We start from the raw sequence: 16,371 nt of genomic DNA on the forward strand, positions 1-16,371 counted from the left end.
GGTCCAAGCTACCCCGGAGGCCCATGGCCCCTGGCACCGCTCGTCTCAAAGGTAGAAACGATCCGTCACGCCCGCCGTACGCTGGAGGATGGCGCTCCAACCGAGCCAGACGTCAATGCCACTGTCGCCCGCCTTCGACTCGCTCCCCAGGGCACCGAGCGAGCCCGTGCAGCCCGCCACCGTGCCCAGGCCGGACTCGCGCACGTGCTCCAGGAGCGCGCGCACGGTGGGCATGCCGCGCGCCTCGAAGCGGTCCGCCACGTCCTCGCGGCCGGTGAAGTCCGGCTCGTCCAGCCTGTCCATCAGGAAGCGTTCCAGGGCCCACCAGAACAGGTACACCTCCACGCGCCGTCCGGCCGCGGTCGCCGCCGCGGCGATGGAGAGCCCCTGGTGCACCCGGTCGTACTCGCCACTGTGCAGGAAGACGACGACCCTGTTCTCCGGCGTGCTCACGCGGTGGCTCATACCGTCCAGAAGCCACCGCGTCCATCCGCGCCCCGGGGGCGACCGCTGGGGCCCTTTGGCTTGCACCCCGGCCCGGGCACTTGCTAGGAACCCAAGGACCTTCCAGGCTTACACGTTTTTTGCAGCGACAGCGCGGGCGGCATTCAGGGACATGGGCGACGAGACGACAGCCAGGCGGAAGGATGCCCACCTCGACCTGTGCGCGACCGGCGACGTGGAGCCGGCGCAGAACTCCACGCTGCTGGAGCACGTGCACCTCATCCACTGCGCCATGCCGGAGATGGCCGTGGAGGACGTGGACCTGTCCACGCCGTTCCTGGGCAAGCGCCTCCAGGCGCCGCTGCTCGTCACCGGGATGACGGGGGGCACCGACCGCGCGGGGGCCGTGAACCGGGACCTGGCGCTGCTCGCCGAGCGGCACGGCCTGGCCTTCGGCGTGGGCAGCCAGCGCGCGATGGCGGAGGACAGCGCTCGCGCGGCGTCCTACGCGGTGCGCGACGTGGCGCCCACGGTGGCGCTGTTGGGCAACATCGGGCTCTATCAGGCCATTGGCCTGGGCGTGGACGGCGTGCGGCGGCTGATGGACGCCATTGGCGCGGACGGCATGGCGCTGCACCTCAACGCGGGCCAGGAGCTGACGCAGCCCGAGGGAGACCGCGACTTCCGGGGCGGCTACCGCGTGGTGGAGGAACTCGCGCGGGCGTTTGGCGACCGGCTGCTGGTGAAGGAGACCGGGTGCGGCATCGGCCCGGACGTGGCGCGGCGGCTGGTGGAGCTGGGCGTGCGCAACGTGGACGTCTCCGGGCTGGGCGGCACGTCGTGGGTGCGCGTGGAGCAGCTTCGCGCGGCGGGCTCGCAGGCGCAGGTGGGCGCGGAGTTCAGCGGCTGGGGCATCCCCACCGCGGCGGCCATCGCCAGCGTGCGCAAGGCGGTGGGGCCGGAGGTGCGGCTCGTGGCCAGCGGCGGGGTGCGCGGCGGGCTGGAGTCCGCGAAGGTGCTCGCGCTGGGCGCGGACCTGGCGGGCATGGCGCTGCCGCTGTTCCGGGCCCAGCAGCAGGGCGGACTGCCGGCCGCTGAAGAGGCGCTGAAGGTCATCCTCACGGGGCTGCGGCAGGCGCTGGTGCTGACGGGCAGCCGCTCCGTCGCGCAATTGCGGCAGCGCCCCCGCGTGTTGACCGGCGCGTTGAAGGATTGGCTGGCGGCGTTGTGATGCCGGGTGGATCCCAGGTTGGGAAGGAAGAACATGTCTGACACCGTGACGTCCCGGCTCGCCGGATTCCACAAGCTGCCCCTGGAGGAGCGTCTGGCGCGCATCGGCCAGATGTTCCGGCTGACCGAGGCGGAGCTGGAGCAGCTGCGCGGCGAGAGCGGCCTGGACCTGTCGACCGCCAACCAGATGATTGAGAACGCGGTGGGCACGTTCTCCCTGCCGCTGGGCCTGGGCCTCAACCTCAACGTCAACGGGCGCGACTACCTGGTGCCCATGGCGGTGGAGGAGCCCTCCGTCGTCGCGGCGGTGTCGTTCGCGTCCAAGATCGTCCGCGAGGCGGGCGGCTTCACCGCGGAGGCCGACGAGTCGATGATGATCGGCCAGGTGCAGGTCTCCAACTACGGAGACGCCGGCATCGCGCGCGAGCGCATCCTGGACGCGAAGGAGCAGATCCTCGCCCTGGCCAACAGCTTCCACCCGGCCATGGTGGCCCGCGGCGGCGGCGCGAAGGACGTGGAGGTGCGCCTGCTGCCCGCGCCCGAGGGGCCGCGCGGCGAGCCGCTGCTCATCGTCCACCTGCTCATCGACGCGCAGGAGGCGATGGGGGCGAACCTCATCAACACCATGGCGGAGGGTGTCGCGCCGCTGATTGAGCAGGTCACGGGCGGCCGGGTCTACCTGCGCATCCTGTCGAACCTGGCGGACAAGCGGCTCGCGCGCGCCACGTGCCGCATCCCGCTGCCGCTGCTGGCGGACTTCGGCCTGCCGGGCGAGGAGATCGCCGAGGGCATCGCGCAGGCGAGCCGCTTCGCGGAAGCCGACCCGTACCGCGCCGCCACGCACAACAAGGGCGTGATGAACGGCATCGACGCGGTGGCCATCGCCACGGGGCAGGACTGGCGCTCCATCGAGGCGGGTGCGCACGCGTTCGCGTGCCGGGGCGGGCAGTACCGGCCGCTGTCCACCTGGTACCTGGAGGAGGGGCACCTGGTGGGCCGCATCGAGCTGCCGCTGGCGCTGGGCATGGTGGGCGGCCCCATCAAGATCCACCCGGGCGCGCAGGTGGCGCTCAAGCTGATGCGCGCGACGAGCGTGCGTGAGCTGTCCATGGTGTTCGCGGCGGTGGGCCTGGCGCAGAACTTCGCGGCGCTGCGGGCCCTGGGCTCCGTGGGCATCCAGAAGGGCCACATGGCCATGCACGCGCGCAGCGTCGCCGTCACGGCGGGCGCGCGCGGCGGAGACGTGGAGAAGGTGGCCAACCTGCTGGTGAAGGCGGGGCACGTGAAGGTGGAGAAGGCGCGCGAAATCCTCGCGAGCCTGCCCCCGGAGACGCCCGCCATCGCCACCCTCACCAACGGCTGACGTCCGACCCCCGGGCGCTCCCCACGCGGGAGCGCTTGACGGAGCGGGGCGGGGCGCGGAAAGAAAGCGCCCGTCCCTTCGCCTGCCTGGTGCCATGACTTCCGCAATGAATCCCCTGGTCGCCTTCGGTGCCGGCAAGGTCATCCTGCTGGGCGAGCACAGCGTGGTGTACGGCTACCCGGCCATCGCGGGCCCCCTGACCATCGGCGTGGTGGCGCGCGGCGTGCCCTCCCGCTCGTGCGTGCTGGACGTGCCGGTGACGGCGGACGCGGCGCAGAAGCGGATGATGCGCAAGGCCTTCGCGCGGGCGGCGAGGCTGGTGGGCGAGCCGAAGGTGAAGGTGACGCTGGAGCCGCAGTTGCCGCTGTCCGCGGGGCTGGGCAGCTCCGCGGCGCTAGCGGTGGCCACCTCCCGCGTGCTGCTCCAGGCGGCGGGGCAGGCGCCCACGGCGAAGGCGACGGCGCGGCTGGCGTGGGAGATGGAGCAGGAGTTCCACGGCACGCCGTCCGGCGTGGACCACACCACCAGCGCGGAGGAGAAGCTCATCCTCTACCGGCGGGTGCAGGCGCCGGCGGGCGTCACCGGGCGGGCACGTGAGCTGAAGAGTCCGCGGCCGGTGTCGGTGGTGGTGGCGCTGGCGGGCGCGCGCAGTCCCACGAAGCTGACGGTGGGGGCGCTGCGCGAGCGGCAGGCGCGGTGGCCGGAGCGCTACAAGCGGCTCTTCGGGCAGGTGGGGAGGCTCGTCACCGACGCGGCGAAGGCGGTGGAGGCGGGGGACCTGGAGGGGCTGGGGGACGCGATGAACGTCAACCAGGGCCTCCTGAACGCGCTGGGCCTGTCGTCGCCAGCGTTGGAGGACATGGTGTTCCGGCTGCGCGCGCTGGGCGCGCTGGGCGCCAAATTCACCGGAGCGGGAGGTGACGGTGGCGCGGTCATCGGCCTCTTCTCCGAACCGGAGCCCGTGGTCGCGCGGCTGACGCGCGACGGCGTGCGCTGCTTCGCGAGCCAGCTCGCGGGGCCGCGGGCCCAGGGAGACATTCCATGAAGGCAACGGTCCGGGCGCATCCCAACATCGCGCTCGTGAAGTACTGGGGGAAGCGGGACGAAGCGCTCATCCTCCCGCATCAGTCCAGCCTGTCGCTGACGCTGGCGCCCATCCACGTGACGACGACGGTGGAGTTCGGCGCGCCGTCGGACACGGTGGAACTGCACGGCCACGCGGCGAAGGGCAGCGAGCGCGACCGCGTGCTGCGCCTCCTGGACGCGGTGCGCGTGCAGGCGGGGCGCGACCTGGGGCCCGCGAAGGTGGTGTCGCGCGGGGACTTCCCCATGGCGGCGGGGCTGGCGAGCAGCGCGGCGGGCTTCGCGGCGCTGGCGGTGGCGGGGCGCGCGGCGGCGGGACTGCCGGCGGACACGCGGGCGTCCAGCATCCTGGCGCGGCGGGGCAGCGGCTCCGCGTGCCGCAGCGTGCAGGGCGGCTTCTGCGAGTGGCAGCGCGGCGAGCGCGCGGACGGCGAGGACAGCTACGCCCTCCAGCGCTTCGACGCGGGGCACTGGGCGGACCTGCGCATGGTGGTGGCCATCGTCGACCGCGGCGAGAAAGAGGTGAAGTCGCGGGACGGGATGAAGAACACCGTGGAGACGAGCCCCTACTACCCGGCGTGGGTGAAGGACGCGGAGGCCGAGGTGCCTCGGGCCCGCGAGCTCATCGCGAGGAAGGACCTGGAGGCGCTGGGCGAGCTGTGCGAGCGCAACGCGTGGCGGATGCACAGCACCTCGCTCGCGGCGGATCCGCCGCTCTGCTACCTGAGCTCGGCGACGCTGGGGCTCATCCAGCACCTGCGAGAGCAGCGCAAGAAGGGCGTGCCGGTGTGGTTCACGCTCGACGCGGGCCCGAACCCGGTGCTGCTGACGGACGCGGCGCACGAGGTCGCGGCGGAGGCCCTGGCCCGCGCTTGTGGAGCCGTGGATGTGGTGCGCTGCGTGCCCGGCGGTGACGCGACGCTTCTCTCCGAGCACTTGTTCTGACGGACGGCGCACGTCGCTGGAGCCGCCATGCGGCTCCAGTGGATGCGCCCTGTCGCCCGACGTGGACGGGCTCGTCGTCGGCATCCAGGCAGTGGAAACCTGTCCGACAGTCGGACCCGTTGGGACCCGCCGGGCGGGATTTGGGCGGTCATGGCTGAACCTGTCCGACAGTCGGACCCGTTGGGAGCCGCCAGGCTGGGAGTGGCCCCATGAGGGGCAGCAGGCATGGGGCGGCCGTGCCCGAACCTGTCCGACAGTCGGACCCGTTGGGTACCGCCAGGCGGGATGCGGACCGGGTGAATGTCAGCGGGCTTGGGGCGGTCATGCCCGAACCTGTCCGACAGTCGGACCAGTTGGGGTCCGCCGACGGGCGGGAAGTGGGCGGGACTCAGGTCCGCGGACTTCGGGTGGTCACTTTCGAAATCGCGGACTCGGTCGTGGCCGGGCGCCCAGGCTCAAGGCCTCGCGCTGAAGGCTGACAGGGTCGGCGCCTGCCGGGATGTGCCTCGCAAGGCCATCGCCGCCGTGAGACGGTACGGCGCACGGCCTGGAAGTCGGCTGGACTCCCATGAACGCGCCGCGCCGAGACACGGCACGTCACGCGTGGAAGAGGTGACACACGGATGGACCGAGCGCTCTCCGCACCGGGCAAGCTGTTCATCTCCGGCGAGTACGCCGTGCTGTGGGGCGGCGTGTCGCGCCTGGCCGCGGTGGCGCCGCGCACGGCCGCCTATGTGCGCAGGCGCCAGGACTCGCGCGTGCACATCTGCCTGGAGGAAGGAACGCTCCAGGGGCTCACCACGCCCCGGGGCGTGAAGTGGGACCGCGACGTGCCCGCCGGCTTCTCCTTCGTCGCCCGCACGCTGGATGAAGCCCTGCGCGCGCACGGCCGCGCGAGCGTGGGCTTCGACCTCGCGGTAGCGCCGGGCGCGCTGGGCCCGGGCGGCCACAAGCTGGGCATCGGCGGCAGCGCGTCCGCGACGGTGCTCGCCGCGGAGGCCGCGCGCTACGTGCTGGAAGAGAAGTTCGACGTGCTGAAGCTCGCGCTCACCGCGCACACTCTGGGGCAGGGCGGCAAGGGCAGCGGCGGCGACGTGGCCACGAGCTTCGCGGGCGGCGCCGTGCGCTACCGGCGCTACGACATCACCGCGCTCGCGAACGCCGCCAACACCGGCCGCTTCAACGCCGCGCTCGCGGAGTCCCCGCCGGTGGACCTCTGGCGCATGCCCGTGCCCCGCGTGTCCATGCTCTACGCCTTCACCGGCGAGAGCGCGTCCACCAAGCTCCTCATCGACCAGGTGGAGGCCCGACTCGCGGAAGCCGGCCGCAAGACCTTCGTGGAGCGCTCGGACGCGCTGGGCCATGCGATTGAAGACGGCCTGGGCGGCGGCGACTTCCGTGCGTTCTCCGAGGCCGTGAAGGCCCAGCACGCGCTGCTGCTGGAACTGGGCCCGTTGGAGACCGAAGGCATGCGCCGCGTGCTCGCCATCGCCGCGTCCTACCACTGCGCGGGCAAGCTCTCCGGCGCGGGCGGAGGCGACGGCTGCATCCTCTTCGCCCCGGATGCGCAGGCGCGTGAAGCCCTGCGCCAGGGGCTGGAGTCGCGCGGCTTCCTCACGCTGACGCTGGACGTCGAGCCCGGCGTGCGCGGCGAAGCGCAGGTGGATGCGCGGCTTCGCGGCTGGGTGGACGCGCTCACCTGAAAACGTGCGGCGCGCGCCCGGGCCCGCCGTTAGAACATGTGACCGAACGTGATGTAGAAGCGCTGACGGCCCGTCTCGGTGGAGCGCGCGTAGTCCATGCGCACCACGGCCGCGCGGCGCGAGAAGCGCAGGCCGCCGCCGATGCCCGGGTGCCACTCATGCCACTTGCCGTCCGTCACGCCCGGATGCCACACGCGGCCCAGGTCCAGGAACACCACCGCGCCCAGCGCCAGCGGCTGCCCGAAGAAGGCCATCCGCGCCGCCTGGAAGCGCAGCTCGGAGTTGCTGAAGGCCTTCACGTTGCCGGCGAAGCGGTTGCGCTCGATGCCGCGCACGCTGCTCATGCCGCCAATGCCCTCGGACACGTTGACGCCGCCCGTCGTCATCCACTCGAAGAACGGCACCTCGCCGAACAGCATGTCCAGCGTGAGCCGCTGCGCGAACACGAGCCGCGGCGTGATGCGGATGTAGCGGCGCTCGCTCAGCGTCACGCCCGCGTACTGGTAGCGGCTGAAGGTGGCCAGGCCCGACACGCGCAGCGCCACCTCCTCCACGCCACCAGACGTCGGGTCGGACTCGTCGTCGCGCGTGTCCCAGAGCGCGCCCGCCAGGAGCTGTCCGCTGGGCCCGCCCTCGATGCCGATGGGCTTCTCCTGCGCCAGGATGGACGTCTCGTAGGGTGACACGCGGGTGTAGCGCCAGCCGTAGCCCACGTACGACTGGAACGGGTGCTTCTCACCGAAGGGCCGCCCGCGCAGCCGCACCCAGAGGCCCGGCGAGCCCTTGTCGTAGTTGTACCGCTCGTCGTCCACGTCGCCCCGGAAGTCCGGGGCGGACAGGTTGCCCGCGCCGAAGAAGGGGCTGCTCTTCTCCTGGCGGTACTCCAGCCGTCCCTCCAGCCGCAGGGGCCCCAGCAACTGCGGGCCGTCGTAGCGGAGGTAATGATTCATGGCGCCGCGCGCGGTGAAGAACACCTGTGCGGACAGGGCATGCGCATAGGGCTTCCTGGTGCCGTCGCCGTACAGGTACATGCCGCCCACGGCGCCGTAGCCGAAGCCCTGATCCGAGCTGAAGCTCAAGAGGGGCAGCGCGATGCCGTCCATCGTCGGCGTCTGCTTCACCGGCCCGAGCCCGGGCGCGGTGCGGCCAGCCGCCATGGCGCTCAAGGACAGCAGCAGGAAGAACAGAAAAAGGACTGGAGCCAGCATCGAAACCCCGTGAAGCCCCGAGGGGGCGCATCGATTCCAGCCCGGGACAGGAACCCTTTCCGCCCGCCTGCTCTCCAAGAGAGCAGCGCGGCCTCGGAAGCTCCTGTCCCCCTGAATGCCCATTTTGCCTTGGGGGATGGGGGAGCCGTCAACGTGCGCGAAAGTCTCAACGAGCTCGTCAGCGAGAATTCACGAAATTGGGCGAACACCCTTGTCCGGAGGATTGGCTCGAAAGTTCCGCCCGCGGCGGCGCGTCGGCCCCGGAACGCTCTGCTCGTCCACCTGGACGGGGTGCCCAAGGCGCTGCTTGACGAGGCCATTGTCACGGGGCGAATGCCCTTTGTCGCACAGCTGGTCCGCTCTGGCGCGTATCACCTGGAGAACGCGTTCTGGGGCGCGCCCACGTCCACGCCCTTCTTCCAGGCGGGGCTGCTCTACGGGCTGCAACACCCCAACCTGCCGGGCTACAGCTGGTACGATCGGGCGCTCGGCCGCAAGGTGCAGATGAACACGCCGGGCGACGCGATGGCCATTGACGCGCGCCTGCGGGGCCACGGCCGCACGAGCCTGCTGGATCACGGCGGCCACACCTACTTCTCGCTCTTCCACGCGGGCGCCATGAACCGCATGTGCATGAGCACGCTGTCGAGCTTCAAGCTCATGGCGCGCTCGTTCGCGTACGAGATGCAGGGCCTGGGGTCCGCGCGCACGAAGGGCGCATGGGACTTCCTGCGTTCCTTCGGCATGGAGTCCTGGCAGGCCGTGCGCGAGGTGCGCCAGTGGGCGCGCGCCCTCAACGACTGGCGCCACGAGCAGGGCTTCCTCCTGAGCCGCATCCTCCTCCAGCGGTTGGGCTGGAGCTTCGCGTACACCAAGTCCCTGGTGGACATGGTGCGCGGCGTGCCGCTCATCTACCTGGTCTATGGCAACTACGACGAGGTGGCGCACCGCCGGGGCCCTCGCTCGCAGCTGGCGATGCAGGAGCTGCACCGGGTGGACGCGTCGCTTTCGGAGCTGTTCGCCGTGGCCCGCGCCGCGCCGGAGCCCTACGACGTCATCCTCCTGTCCGACCACGGCCACGTGGACAGCCTGCCCCTGGAGCAGCGCCAGGGCCGCCGGCTGGAGGCCGTGCTCTTCGAGGGCGAGGTGCCGCCGCTGAGGGACGACGTGCGCCGGGGCCTGCTGGATGGCCGCACGCCTCCCGCACCGGACACCGCCGCGCGTGAGCCCTTCATCCCCGTGGTGGTGGAGGCCGGCAACTTCGCCCACGTGTACCTGAGCGGACGGCCCGCGCCGCTGGAGGCGCGCGAGCTGCTGGCGCGTCACCCGGAGGTGCTGGCGCGGGCGACGAACAACCCGGACATCGGCATGGTGGCGATGCGCCGGGGCGCGGAGGCCGTCGTGGTGATGGGCGGGGGCGTCTACGGCCCGGAGGACCTGGACCGCGCGCCGCTCACCACCGAGTACAGCCGGCGCGCCGTGGCGGACTTCCTCCACGGGCTGCCGCGCATGGACACCGCGGGGGACCTGGTCCTCTTCGGTGAGGCCGTCCAGAAGGGCGGCACGGTGGGCTTCGCGTGGGAGTTCGGCTCGCACGGCGGCCTCACGCGCGTGGAGTCCGACAGCCTGGTGATGTGGCCCGCCAACGGCCCGGTGGACCTGTCCGGCCTCAGCCACTGCGCGAGGCTGCACGAGCGGCTGGCGGAGGCCTACCTGGACACCGGCTCACCGCGGATCCTGCATTGACCATGACGAAGGGGAGGACCATGCGGCTTCCCAACGCCGGTGGACGCACGTGGCTGAAGGTGCTGGGCGCGGTGGTGGGGCTCGTCCTGTCCGTGCTGCTGCTCTCCACCGCGTTCTTCAAATGGAACCTGAGTGGGACTGGCGACCTGCTGACGCCGCGCTTCCCCCTGGACAAGTTCGTCCGCGACCTGCCGGGGCACCTGGTGTGGCTGGTGCCGTTCATGCTGCTGCAGGCGTCGCTGGTGCCGCTCCGGGCGGTGCAGTGGCAGGCCACGCTGCGCAAGCCCATCCCGTTCAAGGACCGCTTCCAGATGGTCGGCATCGGCGTGTTCGTGCACAACGCGCTGCCGGGAAAGCTGGGGGAGGTGACGCGCTCCTTCCTCCTGTCGCGCACGCACCACATCCCCTTCGTGCGCAGCCTGGGCTCCGTGGGCGTGTGCAAGCTGATGGAGTTCGCCTGCCTGATGCTGCTGGTGGCCCTGTCCTTCCTGGGCCCCTTCGGCGCGACCATGGCCCACTTCCGCACGGAGATGGAGGTGGCGGTGTCGCTGTGCATCGGCCTGGTCGCCCTGGTGGTGCTGCTGGCCCACTGGGCGGCGCCGCTGGGCCGCTGGCTGCACCAGCGCCACAGCCTGCCCCGCGTGGACAGCTTCCTCAGCCACGTGGGCGAGGGCCTGGGCACCGCGCGCTCCTTCAAGGGCATGGCGAAGGTGTTCTTCTTCTCCATCTTCCCGGTGTGCGCCTCCGCGCTGGCGTACGGCCTGGCGCTGCGCGGCGTGCGCATCCCCGGGGGCCTCTTCGCGGGCGCGGTGGTGCTGGGCGCCATCTCGCTGGGACAGTCGCTGCCGGGCGTCCCGGCGGGCATGGGCATCTACTACTTCGTCACGAGCTGGGCGGCGCGCGCGCTGGGCTCCAGTCCGGAGGACGCGGCGGCCTTCGCCACGCTCACCCACCTGGGCACCGTCATCAGCCAGGTGGCCGTGGGTGCCTGGTCCGTGCACAAGTCCAAGCTGCGGATCCGCGACCTGCGCAAGGGCGGCCGGCTGGCCAACGCCGCCGCGCACCACGTGGCGCACGAGGCCGTGGAGCCCGCGCCGCCCTGAGCCCGCGTGAAGAGGGCAGGGCGGGAAAACAAAAAGGGCCCCGACTTGTGGTCGGGGCCCTTCGTTTACTTCATGCCCAGGAGAGGACTCGAACCTCCATGCCCTTGCAGGCGCTAGACCCTGAATCTAGTGTGTCTACCAATTCCACCACCTGGGCAGGTGGCTCGCGGTGCCTTGCGGCGCCGCGATGGGCGAGACGTATAGAGAACCTCCCCCGCCCGGTCAACACCCTTTTTCAACCCGCGCGGCGGCCTACTTCTCCGCCTACTTTTTCAGGGGCCAGCGGCCCTCGGACTCGAGCTTCCGGCGGATGACCGGGTTCTCGTCCATGAAGGCGACCAGAGACTCCTCGGTGATCTCCACCGTGACGTCCTCGGCGCCGACCTCCGTCTGGCAGGACAGGCGGGAGTACGGCCGGACGTCGAAGCCCATGTCCAGGCGGTCCATCTCGTCGTCCCGCTGCTCGCTCAGCGAGTCCAGGCCCTTGCGGACCCAGACATGGCAGGTGGAGCACCCGCACACGCCGCCGCAGCTATGGCCCACCTGGGCCTCGCCCTTCTCCGCGGCGTCCAGCAGGGTGGTGCCCGGAGGCACGTCCACGGCGACCTCCGCCAGGGGGCTCTTGAAGGTGACCTTGGGCACGGCTCAGTACTCCTCCACGGAATGGCCGGACACCACCTGGGTGATGGCCCGGTTCATGACCCGTTCAATGAAGCCCCGGGACGCCTCGTCCAGCGCGTGCAGGGCCTCCTTCACGGCCAGGTAGTCCTTGCCGGCGGCCGTCTCGCGCACGCGGGCCATGGCGGCCTGGATGGCCTCCGACTCGCCGGGCTCCAGCAGGGACGCGTTCTCGCGCAGCTGGCGGTCGGCCTCGGAGAGGACGCGCTCGGCCTCCACCTGCTGCTCGCGCAGCTGGCGGGCCTGGATGTCGTCCTCCGCGAAGTCGATGGAGTCCAGGAGCATCTTTTCAATCTCCTCCTCCGTCAGGCCGTGGCTGGGCTTCACGGTGATGGCCTGCGCGGCACCGGTGGTCTGCTCCTTCGCGGTGACGGACAGGATGCCGTCCGCGTCCACCTGGAAGCGGACCTCCACGCGGGCCATGCCGGCCGCCATGGAGGGGATGCCGGAGAGGGTGAAGCGCGCGAGGCTGCGGTTGTCCTGCACCAGCTCCCGCTCGCCCTGCACCACGTGCACGTCCAGGCCCGTCTGGCCGTCCTTGAACGTGGTGAACACCTGCGCCGCCGCCGTGGGGATGGTGGAGTTGCGCGGAATCAGCTTCTCCGTGATGCCGCCCATCGTCTCCAGGCCCAGCGACAGGGGGATGACGTCCAGGAGCAGCACCTCGTCCTGGCGGTCGCCGTCAGTCAGCAGGCTCGCCTGCACCGCGGCGCCCAGCGCCACGACCTGATCCGGATCGATGTCGCCCAGGGGCTCGCGGCCGAACAGCTCCGCCACGAAGCGGCGCACCGCGGGCACGCGCGTGGAGCCGCCCACCAGGATGACGCCGTCCAGCTCGCCCGCCGCCACGCCCGCGTCCTTCAGGGCCCGCCGGCACACCGCGCCCGTCTTCGCCACCAGCGGCTGGATCCACGCCTCGAAGTCCGCGCGGGACACCGGCTGGGAGTGGCCCTCCACGCTGAGCGTCACCTCCGCCGCGTCGGTGAGCGCTTCCTTCGCGCGGCGGGCGGCGGCCATCAGCTCCGCCACCTGCGAGGGGGAGGGGGCCTGCACGCCGCGCTTCTGGAGCACGTGCTGCGCGATGGCGCGGTCGAAGTCGTCACCGCCCAGCGCGGAGTCACCGCCGGTGGACTTCACCTCGAAGACGCCGTCCTCCAGCTTGAGGATGGAGATGTCGAACGTGCCGCCGCCCAGGTCGTAGACGGCGAACATCCCCTGGCTGCCCTTGTCCAGGCCGTAGGCGAGCGCGGCGGCGGTGGGCTCGTTGAGCAGCCGCAGCACCTCCAGGCCCGCGAGCTTCCCCGCGTCGCGGGTGGCCTGGCGCTGGGCGTCGTCGAAGTACGCGGGCACGGTGATGACGGCCTGCTCCACCTTGCCGGAGAAGTGCGCCTCCGCGCGGCGCTTCAGCGTGCGCAGGATTTCACCGGAGACTTCAATGGGCGTGACCGGCTGGCCGCCGGCCACGTTGAAGCGCACCACGTTGGCGCCGGGGGCGAAGTCGTAGTGGCCCAGCTTGCGCGTCTCCGGGTCGTCCGGGCTGCGGCCCATGAAGCGCTTCACGGACACGATGGTGTCCGTGGGGGCCTCGGCCGCGAGCTTGCGCGCGCGGGCGCCCACCACCACGCCGCCGTCCTTGCCGTAGTGCACGACGGAGGGCAGGAGCAGCGAGTCGCCCTCGTCCACGGGGACGCAGCGGGGCTTGCCCTGCGTCACGGACGCCACCAGCGAGTGCGTGGTGCCCAGGTCGATGCCCACCACGTGGCCCTTCGGCTTGAGCGGGTCGTGGATCTGCAGATAGCCGTTGTTGCTCACGCGAGCACCTCCTCCTCGAACGCGTCCACCTGCTCGAGGAAGCGCGTGAAGTAGCGCACCCGCCCCAGCGCGTGCGACGCCTTTCTCACCCCGTCCGGCGAATCCCCAGCGCCCTCCAGCGCGCCGAGCGCCGCCACGGCCTCCTGGAGCGCCGCCGCCTTGCGGCCCGCCACGTCCTTCGCCATCCCTTGCGCCTTCGGCAGGTCCTTCGCCGCCATGGCGTCGTCCAGGGCCTCGCGCAACTCCATGACCTCCTCCAGGAAGGCCAGGGGCATGTCCTTCTGGGCGCCCGCGTCCTCGCGGTCCAGGTCCACGCCGTGGAGCTTGAGCAGGTAGAAGGCGCGGCGCACCGGGTCCTTCAGCGTCTTGAAGGCCTCGTTGAGGGCGGTGGTGCCCTCCACGGCGGCCAGGCGCGCCTTCGCGTCACCGGGGCCGACGCGGTCCGGGTGCAGCTGGAGCGACAGCTCCCGGTACTGCTTCTCCAGGGCCGGCACGTCCACGGCGTGGGAGCGGGGCAGCCCGAACACGTCGAAGTGGGTCCTCACGGTGCGCACATCCTCACGGGGGAAACGAAAAAGGGGCCCGGCACCGGGCCGGACCCCTGCTGCCCGCTCCCTGACCAACGGGGCGGGCGGGAAGGCTGCTTCAGGCTTCAGACGGAGAAGCTCTCTCCGCAGCCGCAGGCGGCCTTGATGTTGGGGTTGTTCAGCTTGAAGCCGGACGCCATCAGCGTCTGCTCGAACACCAGCTCCGTGCCGATGAGGTACAGGTAGCTCTTCGGGTCCACGAAGACGCGCACGCCGTCGCGCTCGAACACCTTGTCGCGCTCGCGGGACTTCTCCGCCCACTCCATGGAGTACTGGAGGCCGGAGCACCCGCCGCCCTTCACCGCGATGCGCAGGCCGGCCTCCGGCGTCTGCCGCTCCGCCAGGAGCTGCTTGAGGCGCGCCACCGCGCTGTCCGACAGGCCAATGCCCTTGGGGGCCGGCTTGGGGGGCGCCTGAGGGGCCTGGGTCGTCTGGGCCTGCTCGTTCATGGGGTCGTCCTCGGTTCCTGGAAGAAGTGCCGCGAGCTCTTTGACGCTACGCCTGCCGCGACGCGCGCTTCTTCTTGAAGTCTTCGATGGCCGCCTTGATGGCGTCCTCGGCCAGCACGGAGCAGTGGATCTTCACCGGGGGCAGCGCCAGCTCCCGGGCCACGTCCTTGTTGGAGATGGTCATGGCCTGATCCACCGTCTTGCCCTTGACCCACTCGGTGACGAGCGAGCTGGACGCGATGGCGGAGCCGCAGCCGAAGGTCTTGAACCGCGCGTCCTCGATGACGCCCGAGTCGCTGATCTTCAGCTGGAGCCGCATCACGTCGCCGCAGGCGGGGGCGCCCACGAGGCCGGTGCCGACGTTCGGGTCGTTCTTGTCGAGCGTCCCCACGTTGCGGGGGTTCTCGTAGTGCTCGATGACCTTCTCGCTGTAAGCCATGCGTTTAACGCTCCTTCATCCAACGCTTGAACTGATGCGCCATCCGGGCAACCGATGCGCGGCCGGGCGGGCGGGGGGTTCCGTGCCCGGCGGGAAGTCTTGAGGGGAGGGGAGCGCCTAGTGGGCGGTCCACTCGATGCTCTTGAGGTCGATGCCTTCCTTGGCCATCTCGTACAGGGGGCTCATGTCTCGCAACTTGCGGACTTTGTCCACCACCAGCCGGATGACGAAGTCGACCTCCTCCTCCGTGTTGAAGCGGCCCAGGCCGAAGCGGATGGAGCTGTGCGCCATGTCCTCCTCGACCCCCAGGGCACGCAGCACGTAGGAGGGCTCCAGCGACGCGGACGTGCACGCGGAGCCGGACGACACCGCGACGTCCTTGATGGACATCATCAGGGCCTCGCCCTCCACGTAGGAGAAGGAGATGTTGAGGCTGCCCGGCATGCGGTGCTCCAGGCTGCCGTTCACCGTCACCATGTCCAGCTGCTCCATGATGCCGGTGCGCAGCCGCTCGCGCAGGCGCAGCAGGCGCGCGGACTCCTCCGGCAGGTCCTGCTTCGCCACCTCCGCCGCCGCGCCGAAGCCGACGATGGACGCCACGTTCAGGGTGCCGCTGCGCATGCCGCGCTCGTGGCCGCCGCCGTCCACCATGGGGGCGATGCGCACGCGCGGCTTGCGGCGGACGTAGAGCGCGCCCACGCCCTTGGGGCCGTACATCTTGTGCCCGCTGATGGAGGCCAGGTCGACGTTCATCTTCTCCACGTCGAAGGGCACCTTGCCCACGCCCTGCACCGCGTCGCAGTGGAAGAGGACGCCCTTCTCACGGCACAGCTTGCCAATCTCCGCCACCGGCTGGACCACGCCGATCTCGTTGTTGGCGAACATGATGGAGACGAGCACCGTCTTGGGCGTCATCGCCGCGGCCAGCTTCTCCAGGCTCACGCGGCCGTCCTTCTCCACGTCCAGGTAGGTGACGCGCGCGCCGCCCGTGGGCAGCTCCGCCCACTTCTTGTACGTCTCGTCCGCGTCGATGTTGAACTTCGCGGACAGATCCGGAAGCTCCTCGGCGGACACGTCGCGCTCGGCCAGCTGGCCCAGGCGCAAGAGCTTGAGCTCGTCCAGCCGCTCCTGGCGCACGCGCTCCAGGCGCTTGCAGGTGTCCAGGACGGCCTTGTGCTCGGTCTTCAGGGTGATGATGTGGTCGCCCTTGGACTTGTAGAACTCGATGACGCCCTTGATGGCCAGGTTGTCGGACTCCGTCGCGCCGGAGGTGAAGACAATCTCCTTCTCCGACGCGCCGATGAGGTCCGCCACCTGCCGGCGCGCCTTCTCCACCGCGGCCTCGGCCTTCCAGCCGAACGCATGGTTGCGGCTGGCCGCGTTGCCGAAGTCCTCGCGGAGGTAGGGCAACATCGCCTCCAGCACCCGCGGGTCGAGCGGGGTGGTCGCGTGGTTGTCCATGTAGATGGGCAGGTTCAGCATGGCTTCCTCTGAAAAGAAGTGACGCGGGAGGATGGGACATCCCTCCGCTCCCCGGCGACGCGGTGGGTCCGCGCGCAGCGGCAGGGTCTACATGGGCCC

The 16,371-nt window shown here is 70.9% G+C and carries 15 protein-coding genes and 1 tRNA gene; 7 read left to right on the top strand and 9 right to left on the bottom strand.

All coding sequences use genetic code 11. From position 1 onward, the window contains the following. Positions 1–45: 45 nt before the first annotated feature. Complete coding sequence (locus tag NR792_RS39545; RefSeq protein WP_171437172.1) at positions 46–465, bottom strand: hypothetical protein; 420 nt, start codon at positions 463–465, stop codon at positions 46–48. A 151-nt stretch (positions 466–616) separates the two neighbouring features. On the opposite strand from NR792_RS39545, the gene fni reads away from it, so the two are divergent. The 5 genes from fni (at position 617) to NR792_RS39570 (ending at position 6,768) form a co-directional block, all read left to right on the top strand. Then, positions 617–1,675 carry a type 2 isopentenyl-diphosphate Delta-isomerase gene (fni, locus tag NR792_RS39550; protein ID WP_375757856.1) on the top strand — a complete coding sequence of 353 codons (1,059 nt, stop codon included), beginning with the start codon at positions 617–619 and terminating at the stop codon, positions 1,673–1,675. Positions 1,676–1,708: 33 nt separating this feature from the next. Beyond that, on the top strand, positions 1,709–3,037 hold the full coding sequence (locus NR792_RS39555) for a hydroxymethylglutaryl-CoA reductase, degradative (protein ID WP_375757857.1): 1,329 nt from the start codon (positions 1,709–1,711) through the stop codon (positions 3,035–3,037). 106 nt (positions 3,038–3,143) lie between these two features. After that, positions 3,144–4,082 carry a mevalonate kinase gene (gene mvk / locus NR792_RS39560; RefSeq protein WP_375757858.1) on the top strand — a complete coding sequence of 313 codons (939 nt, stop codon included), beginning with the start codon at positions 3,144–3,146 and terminating at the stop codon, positions 4,080–4,082. Next, complete coding sequence (gene mvaD / locus NR792_RS39565; protein WP_375757859.1) at positions 4,079–5,065, top strand: diphosphomevalonate decarboxylase; 987 nt, start codon at positions 4,079–4,081, stop codon at positions 5,063–5,065. The genes mvk and mvaD overlap by 4 nt, the downstream gene beginning before the upstream one ends. A gap of 623 nt (positions 5,066–5,688) precedes the next feature. Then, the gene (locus tag NR792_RS39570) at positions 5,689–6,768 is read left to right on the top strand and encodes a mevalonate kinase (RefSeq protein WP_375757860.1); all 1,080 of its coding nucleotides are present in this window, start codon (positions 5,689–5,691) and stop codon (positions 6,766–6,768) included. A gap of 29 nt (positions 6,769–6,797) precedes the next feature. On the opposite strand, the gene NR792_RS39575 is transcribed toward NR792_RS39570, so the two are convergent. Continuing rightward, positions 6,798–7,976 carry a BamA/TamA family outer membrane protein gene (locus tag NR792_RS39575; RefSeq protein ID WP_375757861.1) on the bottom strand — a complete coding sequence of 393 codons (1,179 nt, stop codon included), beginning with the start codon at positions 7,974–7,976 and terminating at the stop codon, positions 6,798–6,800. A gap of 291 nt (positions 7,977–8,267) precedes the next feature. Between NR792_RS39575 and NR792_RS39580 the strand changes: the two genes are divergently transcribed. Both NR792_RS39580 and NR792_RS39585 read left to right on the top strand, forming a co-directional pair. Next, the gene (locus tag NR792_RS39580; RefSeq protein ID WP_375757862.1) at positions 8,268–9,722 is read left to right on the top strand and encodes an alkaline phosphatase family protein; all 1,455 of its coding nucleotides are present in this window, start codon (positions 8,268–8,270) and stop codon (positions 9,720–9,722) included. Positions 9,723–9,742: 20 nt separating this feature from the next. Further along, positions 9,743–10,825 (top strand): lysylphosphatidylglycerol synthase transmembrane domain-containing protein, encoded by a 1,083-nt coding sequence (locus NR792_RS39585; protein ID WP_375757863.1) that lies wholly within the window; start codon positions 9,743–9,745, stop codon positions 10,823–10,825. 73 nt (positions 10,826–10,898) lie between these two features. Here NR792_RS39585 and NR792_RS39590 read toward each other — a convergent pair. From NR792_RS39590 to NR792_RS39620, 7 genes are all read right to left on the bottom strand, one after another. Continuing rightward, positions 10,899–10,982, bottom strand: a tRNA-Leu gene (locus NR792_RS39590). Between the two features lie 107 nt (positions 10,983–11,089). Beyond that, positions 11,090–11,467 (bottom strand): 2Fe-2S iron-sulfur cluster-binding protein, encoded by a 378-nt coding sequence (locus tag NR792_RS39595; RefSeq protein ID WP_375757864.1) that lies wholly within the window; start codon positions 11,465–11,467, stop codon positions 11,090–11,092. Between the two features lie 3 nt (positions 11,468–11,470). After that, positions 11,471–13,315 carry a Fe-S protein assembly chaperone HscA gene (gene hscA / locus NR792_RS39600; protein ID WP_375757865.1) on the bottom strand — a complete coding sequence of 615 codons (1,845 nt, stop codon included), beginning with the start codon at positions 13,313–13,315 and terminating at the stop codon, positions 11,471–11,473. Next, complete coding sequence (hscB, locus tag NR792_RS39605; protein ID WP_375757866.1) at positions 13,312–13,860, bottom strand: Fe-S protein assembly co-chaperone HscB; 549 nt, start codon at positions 13,858–13,860, stop codon at positions 13,312–13,314. Before hscB ends, hscA begins: the two co-directional genes overlap by 4 nt. Before the next feature lie 107 nt (positions 13,861–13,967). After that, positions 13,968–14,351, bottom strand: a complete 384-nt coding sequence (locus NR792_RS39610) for a HesB/IscA family protein (protein WP_375757867.1) — start codon at positions 14,349–14,351, stop codon at positions 13,968–13,970. Positions 14,352–14,397: 46 nt separating this feature from the next. Further along, complete coding sequence (gene iscU, locus NR792_RS39615; RefSeq protein ID WP_120553652.1) at positions 14,398–14,790, bottom strand: Fe-S cluster assembly scaffold IscU; 393 nt, start codon at positions 14,788–14,790, stop codon at positions 14,398–14,400. A 117-nt stretch (positions 14,791–14,907) separates the two neighbouring features. Next, on the bottom strand, positions 14,908–16,269 hold the full coding sequence (locus tag NR792_RS39620; RefSeq protein ID WP_375761761.1) for an IscS subfamily cysteine desulfurase: 1,362 nt from the start codon (positions 16,267–16,269) through the stop codon (positions 14,908–14,910). Positions 16,270–16,371 lie beyond the last annotated feature (102 nt).

The organism is Corallococcus exercitus (assembly GCF_042231735.1).
Taxonomy (GTDB): Bacteria; Myxococcota; Myxococcia; order Myxococcales; family Myxococcaceae; genus Corallococcus; species Corallococcus exercitus_B.

Excerpts from the sequence above, each read along its gene's own strand:
- NR792_RS39545 (WP_171437172.1), bottom strand. The coding sequence starts at position 465 with ATGAGCCACCGCGTGAGCACGCCGGAGAACAGGGTCGTCGTCTTCCTG.
- fni (WP_375757856.1), top strand. The coding sequence starts at position 617 with ATGGGCGACGAGACGACAGCCAGGCGGAAGGATGCCCACCTCGACCTG.
- NR792_RS39555 (WP_375757857.1), top strand. The coding sequence starts at position 1,709 with ATGTCTGACACCGTGACGTCCCGGCTCGCCGGATTCCACAAGCTGCCC.
- mvk (WP_375757858.1), top strand. The coding sequence starts at position 3,144 with ATGAATCCCCTGGTCGCCTTCGGTGCCGGCAAGGTCATCCTGCTGGGC.
- mvaD (WP_375757859.1), top strand. The coding sequence starts at position 4,079 with ATGAAGGCAACGGTCCGGGCGCATCCCAACATCGCGCTCGTGAAGTAC.
- NR792_RS39570 (WP_375757860.1), top strand. The coding sequence starts at position 5,689 with ATGGACCGAGCGCTCTCCGCACCGGGCAAGCTGTTCATCTCCGGCGAG.
- NR792_RS39575 (WP_375757861.1), bottom strand. The coding sequence starts at position 7,976 with ATGCTGGCTCCAGTCCTTTTTCTGTTCTTCCTGCTGCTGTCCTTGAGC.
- NR792_RS39585 (WP_375757863.1), top strand. The coding sequence starts at position 9,743 with ATGCGGCTTCCCAACGCCGGTGGACGCACGTGGCTGAAGGTGCTGGGC.
- NR792_RS39610 (WP_375757867.1), bottom strand. The coding sequence starts at position 14,351 with ATGAACGAGCAGGCCCAGACGACCCAGGCCCCTCAGGCGCCCCCCAAG.
- iscU (WP_120553652.1), bottom strand. The coding sequence starts at position 14,790 with ATGGCTTACAGCGAGAAGGTCATCGAGCACTACGAGAACCCCCGCAAC.